At 49.3% G+C, this 20,087-nt stretch carries 18 protein-coding genes; 9 read left to right on the forward strand and 9 right to left on the reverse strand.

What is annotated here, in order from left to right; translation table 11 throughout:
* On the reverse strand, window positions 1-363 hold the full coding sequence (gene copC, locus FY046_RS01095) for a copper homeostasis periplasmic binding protein CopC (RefSeq protein ID WP_167863775.1): 363 nt from the start codon (window positions 361-363) through the stop codon (window positions 1-3).
* A gap of 167 nt (window positions 364-530) precedes the next feature.
* Between copC and FY046_RS01100 the strand changes: the two genes are divergently transcribed.
* The 3 genes from FY046_RS01100 to exoX all read left to right on the forward strand — a co-directional run bounded on the left by FY046_RS01100 (window position 531) and on the right by exoX (window position 2,266).
* A complete protein-coding gene (locus FY046_RS01100; RefSeq protein ID WP_133841804.1) occupies window positions 531-761 on the forward strand; it encodes a DNA polymerase III subunit theta in 231 nt (76 codons plus the stop codon).
* A gap of 68 nt (window positions 762-829) precedes the next feature.
* The gene (locus tag FY046_RS01105; protein WP_167863774.1) at window positions 830-1,588 is read left to right on the forward strand and encodes a carbon-nitrogen hydrolase family protein; all 759 of its coding nucleotides are present in this window, start codon (window positions 830-832) and stop codon (window positions 1,586-1,588) included.
* A 12-nt stretch (window positions 1,589-1,600) separates the two neighbouring features.
* On the forward strand, window positions 1,601-2,266 hold the full coding sequence (gene exoX / locus FY046_RS01110; RefSeq protein WP_133841802.1) for an exodeoxyribonuclease X: 666 nt from the start codon (window positions 1,601-1,603) through the stop codon (window positions 2,264-2,266).
* On the opposite strand, the gene FY046_RS01115 is transcribed toward exoX, so the two are convergent.
* Entirely contained in the window at window positions 2,263-4,323 is a 2,061-nt protein-coding gene (locus FY046_RS01115; protein ID WP_446185609.1) for a S9 family peptidase, read from the reverse strand. The two genes, exoX and FY046_RS01115, sit on opposite strands and share 4 nt — an antisense overlap.
* Window positions 4,324-4,467: 144 nt before the next feature.
* Window positions 4,468-5,121 (reverse strand): tellurite resistance TerB family protein, encoded by a 654-nt coding sequence (locus FY046_RS01120; protein WP_159336498.1) that lies wholly within the window; start codon window positions 5,119-5,121, stop codon window positions 4,468-4,470.
* A gap of 200 nt (window positions 5,122-5,321) precedes the next feature.
* Between FY046_RS01120 and FY046_RS01125 the strand changes: the two genes are divergently transcribed.
* Complete coding sequence (locus FY046_RS01125; RefSeq protein WP_167863771.1) at window positions 5,322-6,140, forward strand: sugar phosphate isomerase/epimerase family protein; 819 nt, start codon at window positions 5,322-5,324, stop codon at window positions 6,138-6,140.
* 48 nt (window positions 6,141-6,188) lie between these two features.
* Here FY046_RS01125 and FY046_RS01130 read toward each other — a convergent pair whose 3' ends face one another.
* Window positions 6,189-6,485 (reverse strand): YebG family protein, encoded by a 297-nt coding sequence (locus FY046_RS01130; protein WP_133841798.1) that lies wholly within the window; start codon window positions 6,483-6,485, stop codon window positions 6,189-6,191.
* 138 nt (window positions 6,486-6,623) lie between these two features.
* Between FY046_RS01130 and purT the strand changes: the two genes are divergently transcribed.
* The gene (gene purT / locus FY046_RS01135; protein ID WP_446185610.1) at window positions 6,624-7,802 is read left to right on the forward strand and encodes a formate-dependent phosphoribosylglycinamide formyltransferase; all 1,179 of its coding nucleotides are present in this window, start codon (window positions 6,624-6,626) and stop codon (window positions 7,800-7,802) included.
* A gap of 46 nt (window positions 7,803-7,848) precedes the next feature.
* Here the strand turns inward: purT and FY046_RS01140 are convergent, their stop codons facing one another.
* Together FY046_RS01140 and zwf are read right to left on the reverse strand one after the other, a co-directional pair.
* Window positions 7,849-8,487: a bifunctional 4-hydroxy-2-oxoglutarate aldolase/2-dehydro-3-deoxy-phosphogluconate aldolase gene (locus FY046_RS01140; RefSeq protein ID WP_446185611.1), complete on the reverse strand. Its 639-nt coding sequence runs from the start codon at window positions 8,485-8,487 to the stop codon at window positions 7,849-7,851.
* A gap of 223 nt (window positions 8,488-8,710) precedes the next feature.
* Window positions 8,711-10,186, reverse strand: coding sequence for a glucose-6-phosphate dehydrogenase (zwf, locus tag FY046_RS01145; RefSeq protein WP_133841795.1), 1,476 nt, complete (start codon window positions 10,184-10,186; stop codon window positions 8,711-8,713).
* 386 nt (window positions 10,187-10,572) lie between these two features.
* On the opposite strand from zwf, the gene FY046_RS01150 reads away from it, so the two are divergent.
* Together FY046_RS01150 and FY046_RS01155 are read left to right on the forward strand one after the other, a co-directional pair.
* Window positions 10,573-11,445, forward strand: coding sequence for a MurR/RpiR family transcriptional regulator (locus FY046_RS01150; protein WP_133841794.1), 873 nt, complete (start codon window positions 10,573-10,575; stop codon window positions 11,443-11,445).
* Window positions 11,446-12,061: 616 nt separating this feature from the next.
* Window positions 12,062-14,005, forward strand: a complete 1,944-nt coding sequence (locus FY046_RS01155; RefSeq protein ID WP_133841793.1) for a methyl-accepting chemotaxis protein — start codon at window positions 12,062-12,064, stop codon at window positions 14,003-14,005.
* Between the two features lie 714 nt (window positions 14,006-14,719).
* Here FY046_RS01155 and FY046_RS01160 read toward each other — a convergent pair.
* Both FY046_RS01160 and FY046_RS01165 read right to left on the reverse strand, forming a co-directional pair.
* Entirely contained in the window at window positions 14,720-15,307 is a 588-nt protein-coding gene (locus FY046_RS01160) for a hypothetical protein (RefSeq protein ID WP_446185612.1), read from the reverse strand.
* Window positions 15,308-15,979: 672 nt separating this feature from the next.
* Window positions 15,980-16,396: a hypothetical protein gene (locus FY046_RS01165; protein WP_446185613.1), complete on the reverse strand. Its 417-nt coding sequence runs from the start codon at window positions 16,394-16,396 to the stop codon at window positions 15,980-15,982.
* Between the two features lie 185 nt (window positions 16,397-16,581).
* Here FY046_RS01165 and FY046_RS01170 point away from each other — a divergent pair, with 185 nt between their 5' ends.
* Together FY046_RS01170 and FY046_RS01175 are read left to right on the forward strand one after the other, a co-directional pair.
* Window positions 16,582-17,667, forward strand: coding sequence for a DUF4297 domain-containing protein (locus FY046_RS01170; RefSeq protein WP_446185614.1), 1,086 nt, complete (start codon window positions 16,582-16,584; stop codon window positions 17,665-17,667).
* Window positions 17,668-17,726: 59 nt separating this feature from the next.
* Entirely contained in the window at window positions 17,727-19,451 is a 1,725-nt protein-coding gene (locus FY046_RS01175) for a hypothetical protein (protein ID WP_446185615.1), read from the forward strand.
* Window positions 19,452-19,662: 211 nt separating this feature from the next.
* Here the strand turns inward: FY046_RS01175 and FY046_RS01180 are convergent, their stop codons facing one another.
* Window positions 19,663-19,908 (reverse strand): phage protein, encoded by a 246-nt coding sequence (locus tag FY046_RS01180; protein ID WP_446185788.1) that lies wholly within the window; start codon window positions 19,906-19,908, stop codon window positions 19,663-19,665.
* Window positions 19,909-20,087 lie beyond the last annotated feature (179 nt).

Here is a 20,087-nt window from a genome sequence, read left to right on the forward strand (position 1 = left end):
TCACTTCACGTTGAAGGTGTAGTTCCCTTTGGTCTTATGGCCGTCTACTGACAGCACATGCCATGTCACCTTGTACTCACCACTGCTCAGCGGCTGTTTAAACTGTACCCGCAGGGTATTGTGCTGTTTCGGGTCAAGGGCGGCTTTGATCTGATCGACCGGCTTGTTGTCCGTACGGCTGACGACCACGCCGCTAAATGCTGGCTCGATATCCTCGCTGAAGGAGATGGTCAGTGACTCAGGCCATTCGCTACCGGCGGGATTAACCGCGGTATACTGGCTTTTAAGGTGGGCATGAGCGGAAACCTGTTGGGTAAACAGTGCGGCGAGTAAGAAGCCGGAAACCCTGAAGAAATGTCGCATATGTCGCAATGATCCTTAGCAAATCGCAGCGCCTTGCTGCCTGAGGGCGAAAGAATACTCCGCTTAAAAACGGGTGTCGAGGTGATAGCGACTATCAATGGGCCGTCAGACTTGCTAATCCGTGCCTTCTGCATTATTTTCTGCCACACACTAAGGGGGGGAATACCATGAGCTACAATCTGGCCACATTGCCGCAGACAGATAAAGACAAAATCAACGTTGATCTGGCCGCTGCCGGGGTGGCGTTTAAAGAACGCTATAACATGCCGGTTATTGCCGAAATGGTGCTGCGTGAGCAACCGCCAGCGCTACAGGAGTGGTTCCGTGAGCGTCTGACTCACTACCGCCAGGCCTCCCTGTCACTCTCGCGTCTGCCGTACGAACCTAAACAAAAATAGTGGCTTGTTTTTTGCTCCCGCTTCGGTTGAGATGAAGGCCTTACTTTACTCTTCAGGGTGGTTTTTTTATGTCCAGCTGGACTATCGCGGCAGCACAGTCAGGTTCCCGTCCGGGCGATATCGCCTGGAATATTCACCACCACCTCGAATTTATCCAGCAGGCCGCGTCGCTGCGCGTTGAACTGCTGATGTTCCCTGAACTTTCGCTGACCGGTTATGAGCTTCCGCTGATGGCTGAACTGGCGCTCTCGCTGGACGACGAACGGCTGCAACCCTTTGCCCACGCGGCGCAGCAGCATCAGATGGGCATCAGCATCGGTCTGCCATTAAAGGCGGACAATAATGTTCGCCTATCCGCACTGACATTCCTGCCGGACGGTACGCGCATCGCCTACAGTAAGCGCAATTTGTACGGTCAGGAAAAAGAGATTTTCGCGGCAGGTAATACGGTGCCGTTATTTGGATATCAGCGTCATCAGGTGGCGCTGGCCATTTGTGCCGATATCAGCGTGGAAGCCTTTGCCCGTGATGCCTCCGTTCGCGGTGCCGATCTCTATGCCACCAGCGTGCTGGTTTCCGAGCAGGGATATGAAACCGACTGCAGCTACCTCGCCCGCTGGTCGCGTGATTATCAAATGGCCGTGGTGATGGCGAATCACGCCTGGCCCACGGGCGGCTACCAGTGTGCGGGTAAAAGTGCTTTCTGGGACGCGACCGGACGCCAGGTCATACGCGGGGGCGAAGGCGAGCAACTGATTATTGCCCGTCGTAGCGGTAATCATTGGCAAGGAGAGGCGCATTCGTTACCCTGCCCGTCAGTTCTGTAAACGGGAGAAGCTATGTTACGCGTGATAGACACGGAAACCTGCGGCCTGCAGGGTGGTATTGTCGAAGTGGCATCGGTGGATGTGATTGACGGACAAATCGTCAATCCAATGAGCGACCTGATCTCACCCGACCGCCCTATCAGCCATCAAGCCATGGCCATCCATAAAATTACCGAGGCCATGGTGCGGGGGAAACCCACCATTGAGCAGGCGATCGGCCGCTATCACGGCAGCCCTTATTATGTGGCGCACAATGCCAGCTTTGACCGCCGTATGCTGCCAGAGATGCCCGGTGAATGGATCTGCACAATGGCGCTTTCGCGCCGCCTGTGGCCGGGCCTGAAATACAGTAATCTGGCGCTGCGCGAATCCTTACAGCTGGAGGTGACGCCGCCGGAAAATTTACATGCCCACCGTGCGCTATATGACTGCTACATCACTGCGGCGCTGCTGATCCGTATTATGTCGTTCAGCGGCTGGGATGCGCCAGAGATGATCCGTCGGATGCAGGTGCAGGGATCGTTTAATACCTTCCCGTTCGGTAAGTATCGCGGGCAGAAAGTGGATGATGTGGCGAAGAAAGATCCGGGATATTTAAAGTGGATGCTAAAAAATATCACGGATCTGAAGCCCGACTTACGCAGTGCCATGCAGCGGGCGTTGAGTGCGACGGATTAAGCCGCGGGTGTGGTCAGCAGGCCGCTGGCCAGCCCGATAAGAAATGCATACTCCAGCGCCACCCCTTCATAGGCTTTAAAACGGCCTGACTTTCCGCCATGACCAGAGTCCATATCCGTTTGCAGCAACAGTAGATGATTATCGGTTTTCAGCTCACGTAGCTTAGCCACCCATTTTGCTGGCTCCCAGTACTGAACCTGGGAGTCATGCAGACCGGTGGTGATCAACAGATGCGGATAATCCTGCGCCTTAATGTTGTCATACGGGCTGTACTGTTTGATGTAGTGATAATACTGCTCCTCAGCCGGATTGCCCCACTCGTCATATTCGCCAGTGGTAAGCGGAATGGTTTCATCCAGCATCGTCGTCACCACATCCACGAACGGCACCTGCGCGACGACCCCCTTGAAACGCTCCGGGGCCATATTAATGACGGTGCCCATCAGCAACCCACCGGCACTTCCGCCCATCGCATAGAGTTTTTCCGCATCGCCGTACTTTTTCTCCACCAGCGCATCGGTGATATCGATAAAGTCATGGAAGGTGTTCATTTTATTCAGCAGACGTCCATCGTCGTACCACTGCTGACCCATCTCACCGCCGCCACGAATATGCGTCAGGGAAAAGACAAACCCGCGATCCAACAGGCTGAGACGACTGGCGCTGAAATCAGCATCCATACTGCTGCCGTAAGAACCATAACCGTAAACCAGCAACGGGTTGGTTCCCGGCTGGTAGCTGTCTTTACGGTACACCAGTGAAACGGGGACCTCGACGCCATCACGCATGGTGATCCAGTGGCGTTCGCTGCGATAGCGCGCCGCATCAAACCCTTTCACTTCCGTCTGCTTAAGGACTTCACGCTCACCGGTGTCCAGGTCCAGTTCAAACAGCGTATCCGGCGTGGTCATGGATGAGTAGCCGTAGCGAACTTTGCTGCTGTCCGGCGTCGGGTTATGGCCAATCCAGGTCACATAGGCCGGATCGTCGAAGGCAATGCTGGTGCTCTCACCGCTTTGCCAGTTTATCTGACGCAGGCTGGTCAGCCCCTGCTGACGCTCTTCCACCACCAGCCAGTCGCGGAACAGCGTATAGCCTTCCAGCACAGTCGTATCCCGTGGCGCAATCAGCGGCTGCCACTGCTGCTCATCTGCACTGTCGCTGCGGTACAACCCGAAGTTCTTGCCATCCCGGTTGGAACGCACATAGAACTGCCCCTGATAATGGTCCACGCTGTACTCATGATCTTTACGCCGCGCAGAGAACAGCTGGGGCTGAGCATCGGCATCAGCGGCATCCAGCAACAGGATCTCACTGGTGGTGCTGCTGCCGAGAGCAATCGCCACAAACTCTTCGGACGTGGTTTTGTAAACGCTGACGTAGAAGGTGTCATCTTCCTCTTCATACACCAACTGATCCTGCTGCTGCGGCGTGCCCAGCGTATGCCGCCATACCTGATACGGCAGCAGCGTCTTTTTATCTTTCAGCACATAGTAGAGGGTTCGCGAATCACTGGCCCACGTCATCGCGGAGGAGACGCCTTCCAGCACTTCCGGGTACCACTCGCCGTTCTCAAGGTTGCACAGACGAATGCCGTACACCCGGCGTGACAGGAAGTCTTCTGCCACGGCCATTTTCTGGTTATCCGGGCTGATCGCCACGCCGCCCAGGGTATAAAACTCATGGTCAGCAGCACGCTGATTGCCATCCAGCAGCGTATCCCAGTGGTCCGGCGTCTTCGTGTCGGCGGGCTGACGGGCGTAAATCGTGTATTCATTCCCCTCTTCATAGCGGCTCTGATAACGATATCCCCGCTTCACATAAGGCACCGAATGGTCACGGGCAGGAATGCGGTCGATGATCTCCTGCAACAGCTCCGCCTGTAAGGCCTGCTGCGGCAGCAACTGTTGCTGACAGTAGTCGTTCTCAGCCCGCAGATAAGCAAGCACCTCTGGCGCTTCGCGCTCGTCGTCGCGCAGCCAGTAATAATTATCGATACGGGTATCACCGTGCAGGGTCATCTGATGGGGAATTTTATTCGCTTTAGGAGGTGTCATAGTCTCTTCGCAGTTGCTGTGCCTGTGTGTAAGGTTGGCAGCAACCAGACTGATTAACAAGCCGTTATCAGTGCAACAACGTGCTTTTCAGGGGATTTTTTTGCGCGGGTGACAGTGTTCACCCGCGAAGGATTAACTGATCTATCAGGCAGGGAGCTTCTGCTTCTCGGCACGAATGTCGGTTTCAATCGACTGACGCACGTCCTGTGGGATTTTCAAGGCATCGCCCAGCGCCTGCAAATAGCTGCGCTCCATAAAGTGGTCAACATCGATGACAAGGTTGCTGAGGAAATAGACCTCCAGCGCTTCTTCTTCGTTTTTCACATCGGCCGCCAGCTTCTGCGGATCAAGCGGAGAGTCAATGGCACGCTGCACCAGCTGCTCGCCCTGCGCACCTAAACCAGACTGGCGAATATGTTCATCAATGGCTTTACGCTCATCGTTGTCGATATGGCCGTCACTTTTGGCCGCAAAGACCAGCGCTTCAATCAGACGCTCGGCGCGACGGTCGACCGGGGAGCTCTGCTGACCAAACTCAGGCTGATCCTGATGGGTTTCACTGACACGCTGTTTGTACTTATTCCACAACAGGGCACCCGCAGCAGCACCGCCGCCGATGATTACGGCGTTCTTCCCGTACTTCATCAACAGGTTGCGGGAAGATTTACTGGCAATCAGCAATCCCGCCAGGCCACCGAGTGCACCGGGGGCCAGCATTTTGCTCAGCCCTTCTCCGCCAGAGGAGGATTTGCCTGCCTTGCCTAATACCGTCTGAATCTGTTGCAGCCAGTTGCTCATAGTCAGTCCTTCATTACCCGAAAACACCACAATAAAGCAGCACACGTCAGGAAACGTCAAACGATGAAAAGGCTGTAAAATTTCCCGTTGTTTCCAGCGGCAGATGGACAGATATCCTGCAGTCAGTCGTGGATAAGTTGTTGGATGGTTGCATTGCCTCTACCCTGAAAAGGAAATTACGCAGAGGAGAATCGATACAAATGGCATTTTCGGCGAACCCATTGTTTATCAATACCATCCTGCTCGGTGGCAGCAGTGAAGAGAAACTGCGTGCAGCTGCAGCGGCGGGTTTCAGTCAGGTGGAATTGTGGCAGCAGGATGTGAGTGAAGCCGTGGGCGATGCCGCCGCGCTGGCCGATCTCTGCCAGCAGCTTTCCCTCGGGCTGACGGATTACCAGGTGCTGCTGGATTTTGATGGGGCGCCAGAGAGCCTGCGTGAGGATAAACGGCATGAAGCCTTACAGATGATGGCAACGGCGCAACGCCTTGGCGCATCAACGCTGTTGGTGCCGGCATCCACTCATCCGCACTGTTGCACAGAACGTATCGAAGCGGATTTACGCTGGCTGGTGCAGCAGGCGGCAGATCATGGCCTGCGCGTAGCGTATGAGGCGATGGCCTGGAGCCAGCATATTAATAACACCGCCCAGGCATGGCAGCTTATCCAGCAAATTGACGCACCCAATCTGGGGCTGGTGGTGGATGCTTTTCATATTTTTGTACGCCAGAGAACGCTGGAAGACCTGGCCGGTATTCCGGCAGAGAGGATTTTTCTGGTGCAGTTGTCCGATCTGAATGAGCAGCCGGATGCAAAGCATCTGGTCGATACGGCCCGGCATCACCGATTGTTACCCGGTGAGGGCCAATACCCACTGAAGGCGCTGTTAGCGCATTTGCAGCAGATCGGTTACGAGGGGCCAATAGGCCTGGAAGTATTTAACGATCAACGCCACGCTGCTGACCCGCTGGCAACGGCACAGGCAGCGATGGCGTCATTGCGCAGTGTGCTGAGCACATAATGATCTGAACGGCTGATCAGAAAAAAGATCAGCCACAGCAGGGGCGGGTTACACCGCGCGCAGTTTGCCTTCATCAGATGCGTCGCTGTTATCAGCCGCACTGCTCTCTTCAGGCAGTTTACCGGTGCGGAGGATCTGTTGCAGCGCGTCTTTATTTTCCGCCATAAACAGCCCCAGCGCTTCACCCTGCTGTTCTTCCATTTCCAGCGGGCTGGCGGTCAGCCAGTCGGCAAAGACTTCCGCCAGGTCGAGCATCTTGTCGTAAGCATCGGCTTCTTTCTTGCTGGCAAATGTCATCTTTTCCTCACCTTTTCTGACGACAACGTATTTGATTTCAACAGCCATGATTTTCGTCCTGTTTAACTGTATTTTTATACAGTGTAGCAGCGTCGCTTTTTTCACTCAAGCGTAAAGTGCGGATGATTACGCAAACGTTTTCGTTTATACTTCGCGCGTTTTTTTCAATCCATTCAGGTAGAGATTATGACAACTCTTGGAACTGCGCTGCGCCCTAATGCAACCCGTGTAATGCTGCTGGGATCCGGTGAACTGGGCAAAGAAGTAGCGCTGGAATGCCAGCGTCTGGGTGTGGAGGTGATCGCCGTGGATCGCTATGCCGATGCCCCTGCGATGCACATTGCCCACCGCAGCCATGTGATCAATATGCTGGATGGCGCAGCCCTGGCCGCACTGGTCGCGCAGGAAAAGCCGGACTTCGTGGTGCCGGAAATTGAAGCGATCGCCACCGATATGCTGATCGAACTGGAAAAACAGGGACAGCACGTAGTGCCGACCGCACGCGCCGCGAAACTGACCATGAACCGTGAAGGTATTCGCCGCCTTGCTGCGGAAGATCTGGCGTTGCCGACGTCATCCTACCGCTTTGCCGACAGCCGCGAGGCTTTCCTGGCCGCCGCTGATGAGATCGGTTTCCCGTGCATCGTAAAACCCGTGATGAGTTCTTCCGGTAAAGGGCAGAGTTTTATCCGTGAAGCCGCACAGCTGGATGCTGCATGGGAATATGCACAACAGGGTGGCCGTGCCGGTGCCGGTCGGGTGATCGTTGAAGGCGTGGTGAAGTTTGATTTCGAAATTACCCTGCTGACCATCAATGCTGTCGACGGCATTCACTTCTGCGCGCCTATCGGACATCGTCAGGAAGATGGCGACTATCGCGAATCCTGGCAGCCGCAGCAGATGAGCGAGCTCGCACTGAAACGTGCGCAGGAGATTGCTGAAAAAGTGGTGAATGCACTGGGTGGACGCGGTCTGTTTGGCGTTGAGCTGTTTGTTTGCGGTGATGAGGTGGTGTTCAGTGAAGTGTCGCCACGCCCGCATGATACCGGCATGGTCACGCTGATTTCTCAGGACGTCTCCGAGTTCGCGCTGCATGTGCGCGCGTTCCTCGGTCTGCCCATTGGCGGCATCCGTCAGTACGGTCCGGCGGCATCAGCAGTGATCCTGCCAGAGCTGGACAGCAACAATGTGCAGTTCGCCAACCTGTCTGCTGCACTGGGCGCCGGGCTGCAACTGCGCCTGTTTGGCAAGCCAGAAATTCAGGGCAAACGCCGTCTTGGTGTGGCACTGGCAACGGGCAATGACGTGGAAGAGGCGGTGCAGCGTGCCATCAGTGCCGCTGCCAGCGTAAAAGTCAGCGGCTGACAGACCTGCGGATTATTCAAGGGGCGGAATTCCGCCCCTTGTGGTTTTATCGCGCCCCGGCAACGGCTTCCTGCGCCAGGCGGGTAATACGGTCATAATCCCCCGCTTCCAGCGCATCCGCTGGCACCAGCCACGACCCACCAATACATAGCACACTTTTCAGCGCCAGGTAGTCGCGGTAGTTAGCCGGCGAGATGCCGCCCGTCGGGCAAAAACGTACTTGTGGGAAAGGCCCGCCAATCGCCTGTAAGGCTTTCACGCCGCCGTTAGCTTCCGCCGGGAAGAATTTAAACTCACGCAGACCATAATCAAGACCGGTCATCAATTCAGACACGGTGCTGATTCCCGGGATCAACGGCACTGGGCCGTCTACAGCGGCTCTGAGCAACGGCTCGGTCAGGCCCGGGCTGATGATAAACTGCGCGCCCGCATCGGTGACTTCTTTCAACTGCTGCGCGTTCAACACGGTGCCTGCCCCAACAATCGCTTCAGGCACTTCTCTCACCATGGCCTTCAGGGCATCCATCGCGCAGGGCGTGCGCAGCGTCACTTCCAGCACACGCACACCACCCGCTACCAATGCTTTCGCCATCGGAACAGCATGCTCAAGCTTGTTCACCACGATCACCGGCACAACCGGGCCTGTTTTCAGAATCTGTTCAGCGCTTGTTTTCCAGTTACTCATCAACGACGTTCTCCTGTCTGGCCTGCCTTCCGTCCTGGTGGATCGTAGCAGGCAAAAGTGACGCTCGCGGCGTCAGGAAGTGATTATGCGATCTACCATACAGGAGAAGCACCGCGAGCGTCTACGCGATCGTTGTGTTTTTAAAATGCAGGTTCATTTTTTATGAAGCCGTATTTTGCCCACAAAAAAGCCCGCCGAAGCGGGCTTAACCTGTCAGGACAGATTACTCGAATTCATTCCACGACCGACCATCACGGGTAATCATGGCCACGGAAGCCACAGGCCCCCATGTTCCCGCCTGATAAGGCTTAGGTGCTTCTTTATCGGAAGACCAGGCATCCATAATGGAGTCAACCCATTTCCAGGCTTCCTCAACTTCGTCACGACGCACGAACAGGGCCTGGATACCGCGCATGGTTTCCAGCAGCAGGCGCTCATAGGCATCCGCCAGATGCGACTGATTGAAGGTTTCTGAGAAGCTCAGATCCAGCTTGGTGGTTTGCAGGTTATGTTTGTGATCCAGCCCTGGCACTTTGTTCAGGATCTGAATATCCATGCCTTCATCCGGCTGCAGACGAATGGTCAGTTTGTTCTGTGGCAGTTCCTGCCAGGTGTCTTTAAACAGGTTAAGTGCCGGGTTTTTGAAATACACCACCACTTCTGAACACTTTGTTGGCAGACGCTTGCCGGTACGCAGATAGAACGGAACACCAGCCCAGCGCCAGTCGTCGATGTCCACGCGGATGGAAACAAAGCTTTCGGTGGTGCTGGATTTGTTCGCCCCCTCTTCTTCCAGATAGCCAGGGACTTTTTTGCCCTGTACAAAACCGGAGGTGTACTGACCGCGTACGGTTTTTTCACGCACGTTGGTGTGATCGATACGACGAAGGGAGCGCAGAACTTTCACTTTTTCGTCGCGAATGCGATCCGCAGAGAGATCGGCTGGCGGCGACATGGCCACCATGGTCAGCACCTGTAACAGATGGTTCTGGATCATATCGCGCATCTGGCCCGCTTTATCGAAGTAACCCCAGCGGCCCTCGATCCCCACTTCTTCCGCCACGGTGATCTGCACGTGATCGATGGTACGGTTATCCCAGTTAGAGGCAAACAGGGAGTTAGCAAAACGCAGCGCCAGCAGGTTGAGTACCGTCTCTTTACCGAGATAGTGGTCAATGCGGAACACCTGGTTCTCTTCGAAGTATTCACCCACCTGGTCGTTAATCTCGCGCGATGTTGCCAGAGACGTACCCAGTGGTTTTTCCATCACAACGCGTGCAGGTTGCGCATTCAGCTTCGCTTCACCCAGGCCCTTACAGATGGCTCCGAAGGTGCTTGGCGGCATCGCGAAGTAGTTAATGGTGACGCGTTTTTTCTGGTCGAGCATTTTTCCCAGACGAGGGAAATGGCTGCGGTCATCCACATCCAGGTTGCAGAAATCGAGACGGCTGCTGAGTTTATCCCACAGCGCTTCGTCGATCTTCTCCTTCATAAAGGTTTCCAGTGCCTCACGCACCACCTTGGTATAAGCAGCCTTATCCCATTCCGCACGGCCAACGCCGATAATGCGTGAATCTTCATGGATCTGACCGGCTTTTTCCAATTGATACAGAGAGGGCAACAGTTTCCGGCGCGCAAGATCGCCTTTGGCACCGAAAATTACCAGATCGCATGCCTGGGCTGTTTGTGTAACCGCCATTTCATTCTCCTCGTTGCAGGATTAGCCTGTCCCTGAGATTCCGTAGTCGGACAGACTCTTATTGTAATTTTGTTTCAATACAATGTACTGCTTTTGCCTGCTCCTCGTAAACCAGGGGAGGCCACTGCGGCACAATGTATTCAATCAATGCTTAATTTAGTGGCAACCTTCGGAGGCCTACCATCAGATTGTGCGTAATTTTTCGTCATTTTTGTTACTGTTCTTACCATTCTGAAAATCAGACACAGCTCAAACTCTGGCAAAAAATGTAAATTAATGTCGTTATGCTACTGCCACCGAGGCTGTAGCGCATTGTATATTCTCTACAAAATGACATCGATTTCTCCTTTGATTGAAATCGTCAGAATGTATGAACGGGTAGCACTATGAATATGCTGGAAAAAATTCAATCACAGCTGGAAAATCTGAGCAAATCAGAGCGCAAAGTTGCCGAAGTCATTCTCGATTCTCCCACCACTGCCATGCATTCGAGCATTGCCCTGCTGGCTCGCGCGGCGGGCGTAAGCGAACCGACGGTGAATCGCTTTTGCCACCGGCTGAAAACCAAAGGTTTCCCTGACTTCAAATTGCAGCTGGCACAAAGCCTGGCCAGCGGAACGCCCTATGTCAGCCGTAACGTTGAACAGGACGACAGCGTTGAGTCTTACTCAGGGAAAATTTTCGAGTCCGCGATGGCCGGGCTGGATCGGGTGAAACAAAGTCTGGATGTCGGTGCCGTTAACCGTGCCGTCGATCTGCTGACCCAGTCAAAGAAAATTGCCTTCTTTGGTCTGGGGGCTTCTGCTGCCGTGGCACACGATGCAATGAATAAATTTTTCCGCTTCAATGTGCCGGTGATCTATTCCGATGACATTGTGATGCAGCGCATGAGCTGCATGAACAGCGGTGAAGGCGATGTGATGGTGCTGATCTCCCATACCGGCCGCACCAAAAATATGGTTGAGCTGGCGATGATGGCGCGGGAAAACGATGCCACGGTACTGGCCATCACCTCTCCCGGGTCGCCACTGGCGCGCGAGGCCACGCTGGCCCTGACGCTGGATGTTCCTGAAGATACCGATATTTATATGCCGATGGTGTCGCGCCTGGCGCAATTAACGCTGATTGATGTGCTGGCCACCGGCTTCACCCTGCGGCGCGGAGCAAAATTCCGCGATAATCTTAAGCGGGTTAAAGAGGCGCTCAGAGAATCCCGATTCGACAAAGACAGCACTGATTCTGTGCTGAAAGCGCATTGAGTGAGCCATTTTTATCGCGTCATCGCGTGGGGGACATTCATCTGGCCCCACGCTGGCTGCTATGAAACAAAAAAATGTCCTACCCTCAGAATGTAATCAACAGAGCAGATTGATACTGCCACTGTGTCGATGTATCCGCTCCCCCCACAGCGATAAGAACAGGTAATAATTTACTCATTTCACCTAATAATAAGATACGTATCTCAAAAAACCGCTTATCGGCATTATTGAGCAAAACTTAAATCTTTTTTTCAAACCATAAGAAATACGTATGATCGATCAAAACCATCGTGACCATATAAACAGCTAAATTTAAAAATAACGATAAAAATCAACTTACTGATAATGAATTGGATTCAAAAGTCACGTTAATAAATATCATCTATTTACCTCGTGGACAATCGCGAATCCCTACCTATAATTCATAAAAATTAATCGACCAATTGGTAAAAACAACTTATTGCCCGTCATGGCATGAAAATGCTTTTAAAAAAATTCAGTTTATTCATTTTCGTTAATCACTACATTTTGGCTCTGACAAAAAATACAAACTGAGCACAATGCATTAACAGCACATTTTTAGTACTAAAATTTCACCTGTGGAAATAAATACAAAATGAAAAAGATACTGAATAATATCAACCTGCCTGCAAAATTCATGCTCCTTGCTTTCTTTGCACTGATACTTTTTGCTGTACCTACCGCCTTATTTATTGATGAGGGAAATCAGCAGATCAGTGCAAAAGAGTTAGAACTACAGGGCATCCCCGTTGAAAAACAGATGCTGGTACTGCTGAATCTTATGCAGCGCCATCGTGCAGAAGCCGCCATCGCTATCGCTCAAAACACGCCCGATGCACCGGCAAGGCTGGCATTGAAAGAACAGATCAACGTATTAAGCGATGCCATTCAGGGCACATTGCGCTCCTCGGCCAGTGAAAGTGCTGCCCTGCAAAGTTTTAGCAGGCTGACCGGCCTTTGGCGTCAACTACAAACTGATATAGATAACCGAAATTTAACCCTGGCAACCAGTTTAACGCACCATGCCCAGCTGATACGTACATTGCTCGATACCAATATGCAGGTCGTCGATTTCTACGGATTATCACTGGATCCTGATTTAAATACTTATCAGTTTATCATCAGCACTTTTAACCGGTTGCCGGAATTGACTGAAACACTCGGGCAGATCCGTGCCCGGGGTACCTCATTACTGGCAAGTAAGGAAGGTATTAACGACAGCGACTATGCCCGCATGGAGTTTCAGATACTGAATGGCAGAAATGCCCTGCGTCTTTATAATGACAATCTGCTGAAATCATTCGAGACCGATCATTCTTTGCGCACAAAATTCAGTACTCGCACGAGCAATGCTTTTAAACAAACCGATGAAGCATTGAAAATGGCAGAAGCTGTCTTTGTGAATCGTAGTCTGAATAATCTCAAACCGACCGAATTTGTTGCTGTTTTCACCAATGCTATCAATCAGTACTCTACCTTCGCCAATGAAGCAGCGGATGAATTAGATAACATGCTGTCGGCGCAGATAAGTGAACATAGATATAATCAATATGAACTGTTAGGCGTGCTGGCAACGATTATGCTTATCGTTGTGACACTGGCGATTTATATCATCCGTTCCATCACTGATCCGCTGCGTGATGTGGCACACGTTGCCAGAGAGGTTGCCTCGGGTAATTTGACGTCTCAGGTTCAGGTTAACGGCACCAATGAAATGGCGGCGCTAATTCACTCCTTAATGCAAATGCGTCACCGCCTCTCGGAACTGGTTGCCGATATAAAAAATAATGCGACAACCATCGCCACCTCCTCTGAAGAGATAGCACAGGGAAATGGCGATCTCTCAGCACGCACAGAAGAACAGGCCGCCTCTCTCGCTCAAACTGCTGCCAGCATGGAACAACTTTCATCGATTATTTTGCAGAATGCGGATAACACCCGCCACGCTGCCGGCATGGCCAGTTCAGCAACCGATGCTGCGCTGCTGGGCGGGGAAGCCATGGAGTCCGTTCTGGAGTCAATGCAAAAGATCAGCTCCAGTGCCGGTCAGATTGAAGAAATTATCCGTGTGATCGACAGTATCGCGTTTCAGACCAACATTCTGGCACTGAACGCTGCCGTTGAGGCCGCACGTGCGGGTGAACATGGAAAAGGGTTCGCGGTTGTGGCGGCCGAAGTCAGAGCGCTGGCTCAGCGCTCCGCCAGTGCAGCTAAAGAGGTCAAGCAGTTGATCACCCACTCGGTTGAAAATGCTCGTCAGGGTATTTCTATGGCGCAGGATGCAGGGGACAAAGTGAAGCAAAGTGTCTCAGCGATTGAGCAGACGGCCCAGTTGGTTAACGACATTGCCTCCTCCTCACAGGAACAGAGTGCGGGTGTTGCGCAGATCAATATTGCGGTCAATCAGATGGATCAGGTCACCCAGCAGAACGCCGTTCTGGTTGAACAATCAGCGTCGTCGGCAGACGAGCTTGCCGCGCGTGCGAATCAATTACGCGAGCTGGTGGCGGTGTTCCGCACGGAGGAGAATCGGCTTTAGTCACATCAACACCTTTAGGCGCGCTCTTCTTTATCCTCGCGCGGCGTCAAGGTTATAGCAGGTTCCTGCACCACCAAGGTCATTCTTAAGGGAATGTCTTACGATAGGAGTGACTTTGGCGGGTTGTGTCAGTATTGTATCAGTCGAGGCCTTCACACTACGCCAGCCTTATTCGAATGCAGAAGAAGGCTGGCGTACGAGAATGAATAACTAAACCGTACATCTGAATAGATAATCATCTTTAGACCTCTTAAGTGAATACTCTACACATCACTTTAGGTCTCCCTAGCTAAGGAAACTCTATGTCTCGTCGTCTCAGAAGAACGAAACATGAGGTGTGACTAAGTGGAGGACCCTCAGTAGATCATGAGGTTAGGCATTGCGTCAAGCCCCCTTGTGTCACTTCTTGTGCTCACCTTGTGTCACTCGCAAAATCATTAAGGCTCACGTAATGTTATAGCGTAACACTAAAAGAAACCCTCAGAGACCAGCAGAGAGCGCTAGGGGCCTATGGGGGTACTTTGGGAAGTTGCTCTATTAGATACTGACAGAAATTTTTGTGACTACTTTTAAGGGCCTAAGGGACTCCTAACGATCACAGCTTATCGAGCATCCATAAGAGAACTGAGAGCATCATGAGTACGTCCCGAAGGTCTACGCTTGGCAGACTCATAGGACGCCTCCTTGTTGTTCTAACTAATTAATTGACTTGGTTCATGCCTCAAAGGCGAGCACTCTTTTATACCAAACGGATGTAGTAGAGATCATCTCTAAGGCTAGCTCCTTGGTCACGTTACCGCGCTTAAAGGCCTCGTAGATACGGGCTGGCTGTTGACCATCGACCCGGCTAGAGATTGCCTTGAGTTCTCCCATAGCGTAGCGGTGAGCGTCTTTCTGGCGCTCTATGAGTTCAGCTTCTTTGTTGTAGCCTAGCTCTACCATCTTATTGGCTACCACTGTGGCAACTTCTGGCATCTCTAGGATAGCTTCAAAGGCTGCATAAACAGTGTCTTCAAAATCCTCTGATATCCAGCCAGCGTATTTGAGAGTGGCTTGCTTATCGGCTGCTTTATATTCATGACCGTTGGCATAACGAGCCGCCCGCATTTTTACCTGTCGGGTTAATCTCTGAGCAGATTTGGTCTTCCACTCAGATGGGGCCTTACCTTTCGGTAACTTCAAGGTCTGCCAGATCTCTGTAAGATTCCACATACCGTCAGCGTTAGCTTTAAAGGCGTGGTCTTCAATAATAATGATATGGTCAGTGTGCTTGTGGTTCTTTGAATTAGATGAGTTGGACATGTTGTATTTCCTTTTGTTTGCATTCTCAGAGTCGCACCCTCCGCTGGCCTACACAGTCCCACAACATAAAGGGGACCAGCAGAGGCACTGAGAGTGCAAACAGAATGACTGTGTATGTGTGATATATAATGGAGCCTTGCGAGGGCTTAGGGTGTACTACAGGAGGTCTAACAGGGTGTGATCAAATAGTGATCCGCTTGATTACATCGAAGCGGATAGGTCAGAGTGATCCTAATAATCATTAAGTGGGATGGTTGCTATCGCATGATGACCATCTATCTAAAAGTTAATCTTAAAGTTACTCAAAGAGTTTTATCTTTTAATTAAATCAATGCTTTTAAACTGAAAGTATCTCAAGTGTCTTTAAGTCTCTTGAAGTTAAATCAAAAGAATAACTTTAAGTAAGGTGTCGGCTATCGCCAGATAATCACCATCACGCATCGGTCACTCTTTGTACTTCTTAGAGTTTCCACCCCTGTGACATTGTTGTCATAAGCTCATAGTCTCTCACCAGCCAATAGCTAAGAAGCAGTCTTACAGACCGCGAAGCGTACCAATGTGCTCACCCCTGAAAAAACAGCGAGACTACAAGCGGGTCCAGACGTGACTCTTTAGTGTCTGTTCCCTTTAGTGAGGGTTTAATCATAACCATTGATTCATAAGGTTTTTATTTCACTTTCCGAGCTTAGTGCTCTCACTACGTCGCCCTGAAGTATTAACCCATTGGGTATGAGTGTTTGCCAATACTCGTCCTTGCTGAGCAGCTTTCAGCATCTCAATGGCACGCTGAACGGTCACACGGTAGCCCTTGATGACTAACGAGGTGTCACCCTCCTTGCGCCCTGCTGGTTCACCTGCCGCACGATGAGAAACTAAATGGCGCTTGTTGTGATTCTCTTTGGCCCACGAGATGCCTGTAGGTGACTCAGCGTCTAATGTCAGGAACTCTGTGACAACTGACTGAACCTCAGGGCCTCCTATGAAGGTAGTGATGCGTGCCCTATTAGATTTGGTAGTTGAGGATGCTTTAGGCTTGGTGATGTACTTGGGGCCGCTTAAGGGCCACTTTGGGTTGGTTATGTAGGACATTGTGTCCTCCTTTAGATTATTGGTACACGCCTTAAACTTCAGCACTCCTCCACGCTCGCGGAACTCAGGCTTTTATAGTCTTACGCCTACAAGATTTTGTAGACTTTGAAGCCGCCATAAATTAAATTAGTAAGAAAATTTAATGGTTCCATTTGTCATTTCCATAACAAAGGATGGGCTTATTGATGGAGAGAAACGTTCTAGGTCATGCCCAAAGAGAAACTTCTGGGGCTTCAACATTTGGGAAGTATAATTTCCAATATCATTGGGCCTTGTGTAAAATAATTGAAAAGCACAAATCCAATTCAGATTACGCATTGTTAATTGAATATCATGAGGATGTAGTTATAGCAGACTCGCTATTTGGAAGTACTGCAAACTTCGAGTTTTTCCAAGTTAAGAATACTGGCAATCCCTATACCTCTGATGCTTTAACAAAACGAGAAAATGGTGCTAATGGGCCTAAAAGCTCTATATTAGGTAAACTTTTAAGTTCTTGTGTCGGTAATGATTATGAAACACGCATTACGGAGATAGGTTTAGTTTCTTCAAGTGGATTCTCATTTGAACAGAAAGATAAAAAATTAAAGTTAGATGTTATAAGCTCAGGAGATCTCAGTGAGAATTGCCTGTCGGGATTAAAATCAAAATTAAAGGCCGAATTAGGTATCGAGGTCATACCAGAAAACTTAAAGTTTATTGTCCCAAAGATAAAGCTAGAGAATCAAAGAGAGTTTGTTATCGCTAGGTTCGCCGAACTTGTCACAGACATCTTTCCCAATAGTCACTGTAACGCAGTAAATATTTACAGAGCAATCATTGATGAGATTCATCGTAAAGGTCAGAATACTTACGACTTTACTGTTTGGGAAAAATTGGTCGAAGATAAATCCCTCACATCTCATAAAGTTAAAGATGTAATAGCAGTAAATACTATAAGTCCTAAGTTTGAAGAGTTTCAGAAAGATTTTGATTATCTAGCTAAAAACGACTTAGAATGGAATATTCTTACTTACCGAAGGATTAGTAAAAAAATAAAACAAATTTTCTTGCGCCGTGTTGCTCATGTTTCAGCTTTTGATATGAATGTAATGCGGATTACTGAGCAGGCCATAAGTTTCATTTCTGAAGAAGACTTCCCTAAAACAAGTGATTACATTGAGGCCGTTGCTGAAAAAGCTAAAGAACTCAAGATTGGAAATCAGATATCAGATCATGAAGATATACTTTGCGAGATAATTTATTTCTTATTAAAGGTGATACATGAATGATGTAAAAAATAAAAAGGAACGATATAAACTTTTAATACGAAACTTAAGGAATAAGAAAAATGAGCAGCTTGAAATTTCAACGATTGGTTCTGATCTCAGATTCGAAAAGACTTGCGAATCAGTTCACGTTCCCGAAGAGATTGAATCTAATTACAGGAGAAGACAATAGTATTGGCAAGTCTACTCTAGCTAAGAGCTTGCTTTGGTCTTTAGGTTGCGATCCTGTTTTCGATGAAGAATGGAAATCAAATGATATAAAATCAATTTTATATTTTACCGTTAACAATAAAGAGTATTTTTCCTGCCGTGGAAGTCATTCCACAATTTTAGGTTTGGTCGGTGGCGAAGCTAAAAGATACACAAAGATAACGGGTGATTTTTCAAGAGACTTTTCTAATCTCGTCAATTTTAAAATGAAGCTTCCTAATCGTGATGATGGGAGATTAGAAACTCCCCCGCCTGCCTATTATTTCTTGCCATTCTATATTGATCAGGTTGAAAGTTGGAGTACTCCTTGGGATTCATTTCAATACCTTGGGCAATATCTTAATTGGAAAAGACCTCTGATAAACTACTTCACTGGTTATATTAAACCAGAGCACTTTGAAATTGAAGAGAACATTTACGAATATAGCGAACGCAAGAAGAATTCCGAAAGGAAAATAGAGAAATTCCATAGTGCTGTTGAAGTCATCGAAGATAATTCAGCAGACTCCTCTATCGCCTTAAATAGTGATGAGTTTAGTGCAATCCAAGCGGAAATAAACGTCGAACTTCATGGAATGATTCAATACCAAACTCGACTTTATGAGGCGCAAGCCTTAATAAACTCAAATATTTATGATTTAGAACGACAATACGAGTTAGCAACGACCTCTGCGAGCGAACTGGAAGATGACTATAAGTTTGCGGTTGAGTCTATTCCTACCGACAATTTGGAATGCCCTCTGTGCGGGACCCTACACGATAATTCATTACCAAGTAGGGCTATGTTACTTTCAGAAAAAGATTCTCTTCTTGAAGAAGCAAATCTGATAAACTCGAAAATAGAAGACCTTAAGTTATCATTAACAGAATTAAATGATGATCTTCAGCATGTATCCGCAGATATTGAAAGAATAAATCAAAAGTATATCAGCCAAGATAATAAAGATGAACTTATTTCACAAGTTATAGACGCTATATCCACAACAAACGTCTCAAAAAATATTCAAGTGAAAATAGATAACGAAGACCTCAACATAAGTAGAGCCAATAGTTCAATAAAAGATTTAAAAAGTGACCAAAAAAAGCTCCTTTCAACTAAAGATAAAGAAGCTTTGAACACTTCATTTATGGAAAAATTACTAATTAACATTGACTCGTTAGGCTCTAAAGGTGTCAATCTTAGTAAAGTAAACTCACCCACTGATTATAAAAAGCTGCTTGGGGGTGGGGCTGCTGAAGCAGCGCGAGGTTTACTTGCTTATCAACTCTCAATTTTACAACAGATACGCGGTGCCGGAACCTGTATAGTCCCCCCTTTCGTCATTGATACTCCAAATCAGCAGGAGCAAGCAGAACATCGTTATGAGACTGTCATTAAAGAGCTAATGAAAAGTGTCCCATTAGATTATCAGATAATACTTTGCGCAATGGAAAATGATGCACTGAAAAAATTCAAAACCGAAGCTCATGTAATTAAACTTGATACGGATAGATTACTTAAGTCTTCACAATACGAATCATTAAGATCCGAGTATAGTGCCATTCAAGCGGCAATTGCAGGTCAGCATGACGATTGATGACTGATTGGTAACAATGGTAGCAAGTTGAAACATTAATTTCTTTATATCTGGATATTATTTAGCGTTACCTGTAATTTTAGGGTAGCGCTGAGCTCCCATTACCTGCCACTTCCCTCGATTCGTATTATTCTATTAGACCACCTTCGAAATTGGATAATAAAATTAAATCCTCATCACCTAAGAGAGTCCTACGGGTTTCCAATTTGTCTCATCGAATAGACGCCGTTGCGAAGCCTTGAACGACTCCTGATATGAGTGATTCTGAGTGATCCTCTATTCTCAACTTCTTTAGCAATCCAGATTGACGCAGGTAAGTGTAGCCGAAAGACGCCTGTAAGTGCTCTCTGAGCTGGCGAGGGGGGACATCAGGTAAATCCTGTGCGTTGCCGATAAGGTGTTTGATTGGCTTAAGAATGAGATGACTCCTTGTCTTTATCGGGTTGCCTTCAGAAATGACTCTCGGACCGTGGGAGCTTGCGCTAAGAGTTCGCTTTGTGTGTACTCTGGCAGAGCTTTAAAAAGTGAGATCTTACCATGTAATAGCAGGTCTTCCACAGCAAGTGCCACGAGCACAGCCATAGAGGTTTCTTGATAGTTAGCCATGATATTTAGAGATGGCGCTACGTAAATTCT

It is taken from the genome of Erwinia sp. 1181_3, from assembly GCF_052824965.1.

Bases quoted from the DNA above. Each gene is read 5' to 3' on its own strand.
- copC (WP_167863775.1), bottom strand. From the start codon at position 363: ATGCGACATTTCTTCAGGGTTTCCGGCTTCTTACTCGCCGCACTGTTT.
- FY046_RS01100 (WP_133841804.1), top strand. From the start codon at position 531: ATGAGCTACAATCTGGCCACATTGCCGCAGACAGATAAAGACAAAATC.
- FY046_RS01105 (WP_167863774.1), top strand. From the start codon at position 830: ATGTCCAGCTGGACTATCGCGGCAGCACAGTCAGGTTCCCGTCCGGGC.
- exoX (WP_133841802.1), top strand. From the start codon at position 1,601: ATGTTACGCGTGATAGACACGGAAACCTGCGGCCTGCAGGGTGGTATT.
- FY046_RS01115 (WP_446185609.1), bottom strand. From the start codon at position 4,323: ATGACACCTCCTAAAGCGAATAAAATTCCCCATCAGATGACCCTGCAC.
- FY046_RS01120 (WP_159336498.1), bottom strand. From the start codon at position 5,121: ATGAGCAACTGGCTGCAACAGATTCAGACGGTATTAGGCAAGGCAGGC.
- FY046_RS01125 (WP_167863771.1), top strand. From the start codon at position 5,322: ATGGCATTTTCGGCGAACCCATTGTTTATCAATACCATCCTGCTCGGT.
- FY046_RS01130 (WP_133841798.1), bottom strand. From the start codon at position 6,485: ATGGCTGTTGAAATCAAATACGTTGTCGTCAGAAAAGGTGAGGAAAAG.
- purT (WP_446185610.1), top strand. From the start codon at position 6,624: ATGACAACTCTTGGAACTGCGCTGCGCCCTAATGCAACCCGTGTAATG.
- FY046_RS01140 (WP_446185611.1), bottom strand. From the start codon at position 8,487: ATGAGTAACTGGAAAACAAGCGCTGAACAGATTCTGAAAACAGGCCCG.
- zwf (WP_133841795.1), bottom strand. From the start codon at position 10,186: ATGGCGGTTACACAAACAGCCCAGGCATGCGATCTGGTAATTTTCGGT.
- FY046_RS01150 (WP_133841794.1), top strand. From the start codon at position 10,573: ATGAATATGCTGGAAAAAATTCAATCACAGCTGGAAAATCTGAGCAAA.
- FY046_RS01155 (WP_133841793.1), top strand. From the start codon at position 12,062: ATGAAAAAGATACTGAATAATATCAACCTGCCTGCAAAATTCATGCTC.
- FY046_RS01160 (WP_446185612.1), bottom strand. From the start codon at position 15,307: ATGTCCAACTCATCTAATTCAAAGAACCACAAGCACACTGACCATATC.
- FY046_RS01165 (WP_446185613.1), bottom strand. From the start codon at position 16,396: ATGTCCTACATAACCAACCCAAAGTGGCCCTTAAGCGGCCCCAAGTAC.
- FY046_RS01170 (WP_446185614.1), top strand. From the start codon at position 16,582: ATGGAGAGAAACGTTCTAGGTCATGCCCAAAGAGAAACTTCTGGGGCT.
- FY046_RS01175 (WP_446185615.1), top strand. From the start codon at position 17,727: ATGAGCAGCTTGAAATTTCAACGATTGGTTCTGATCTCAGATTCGAAA.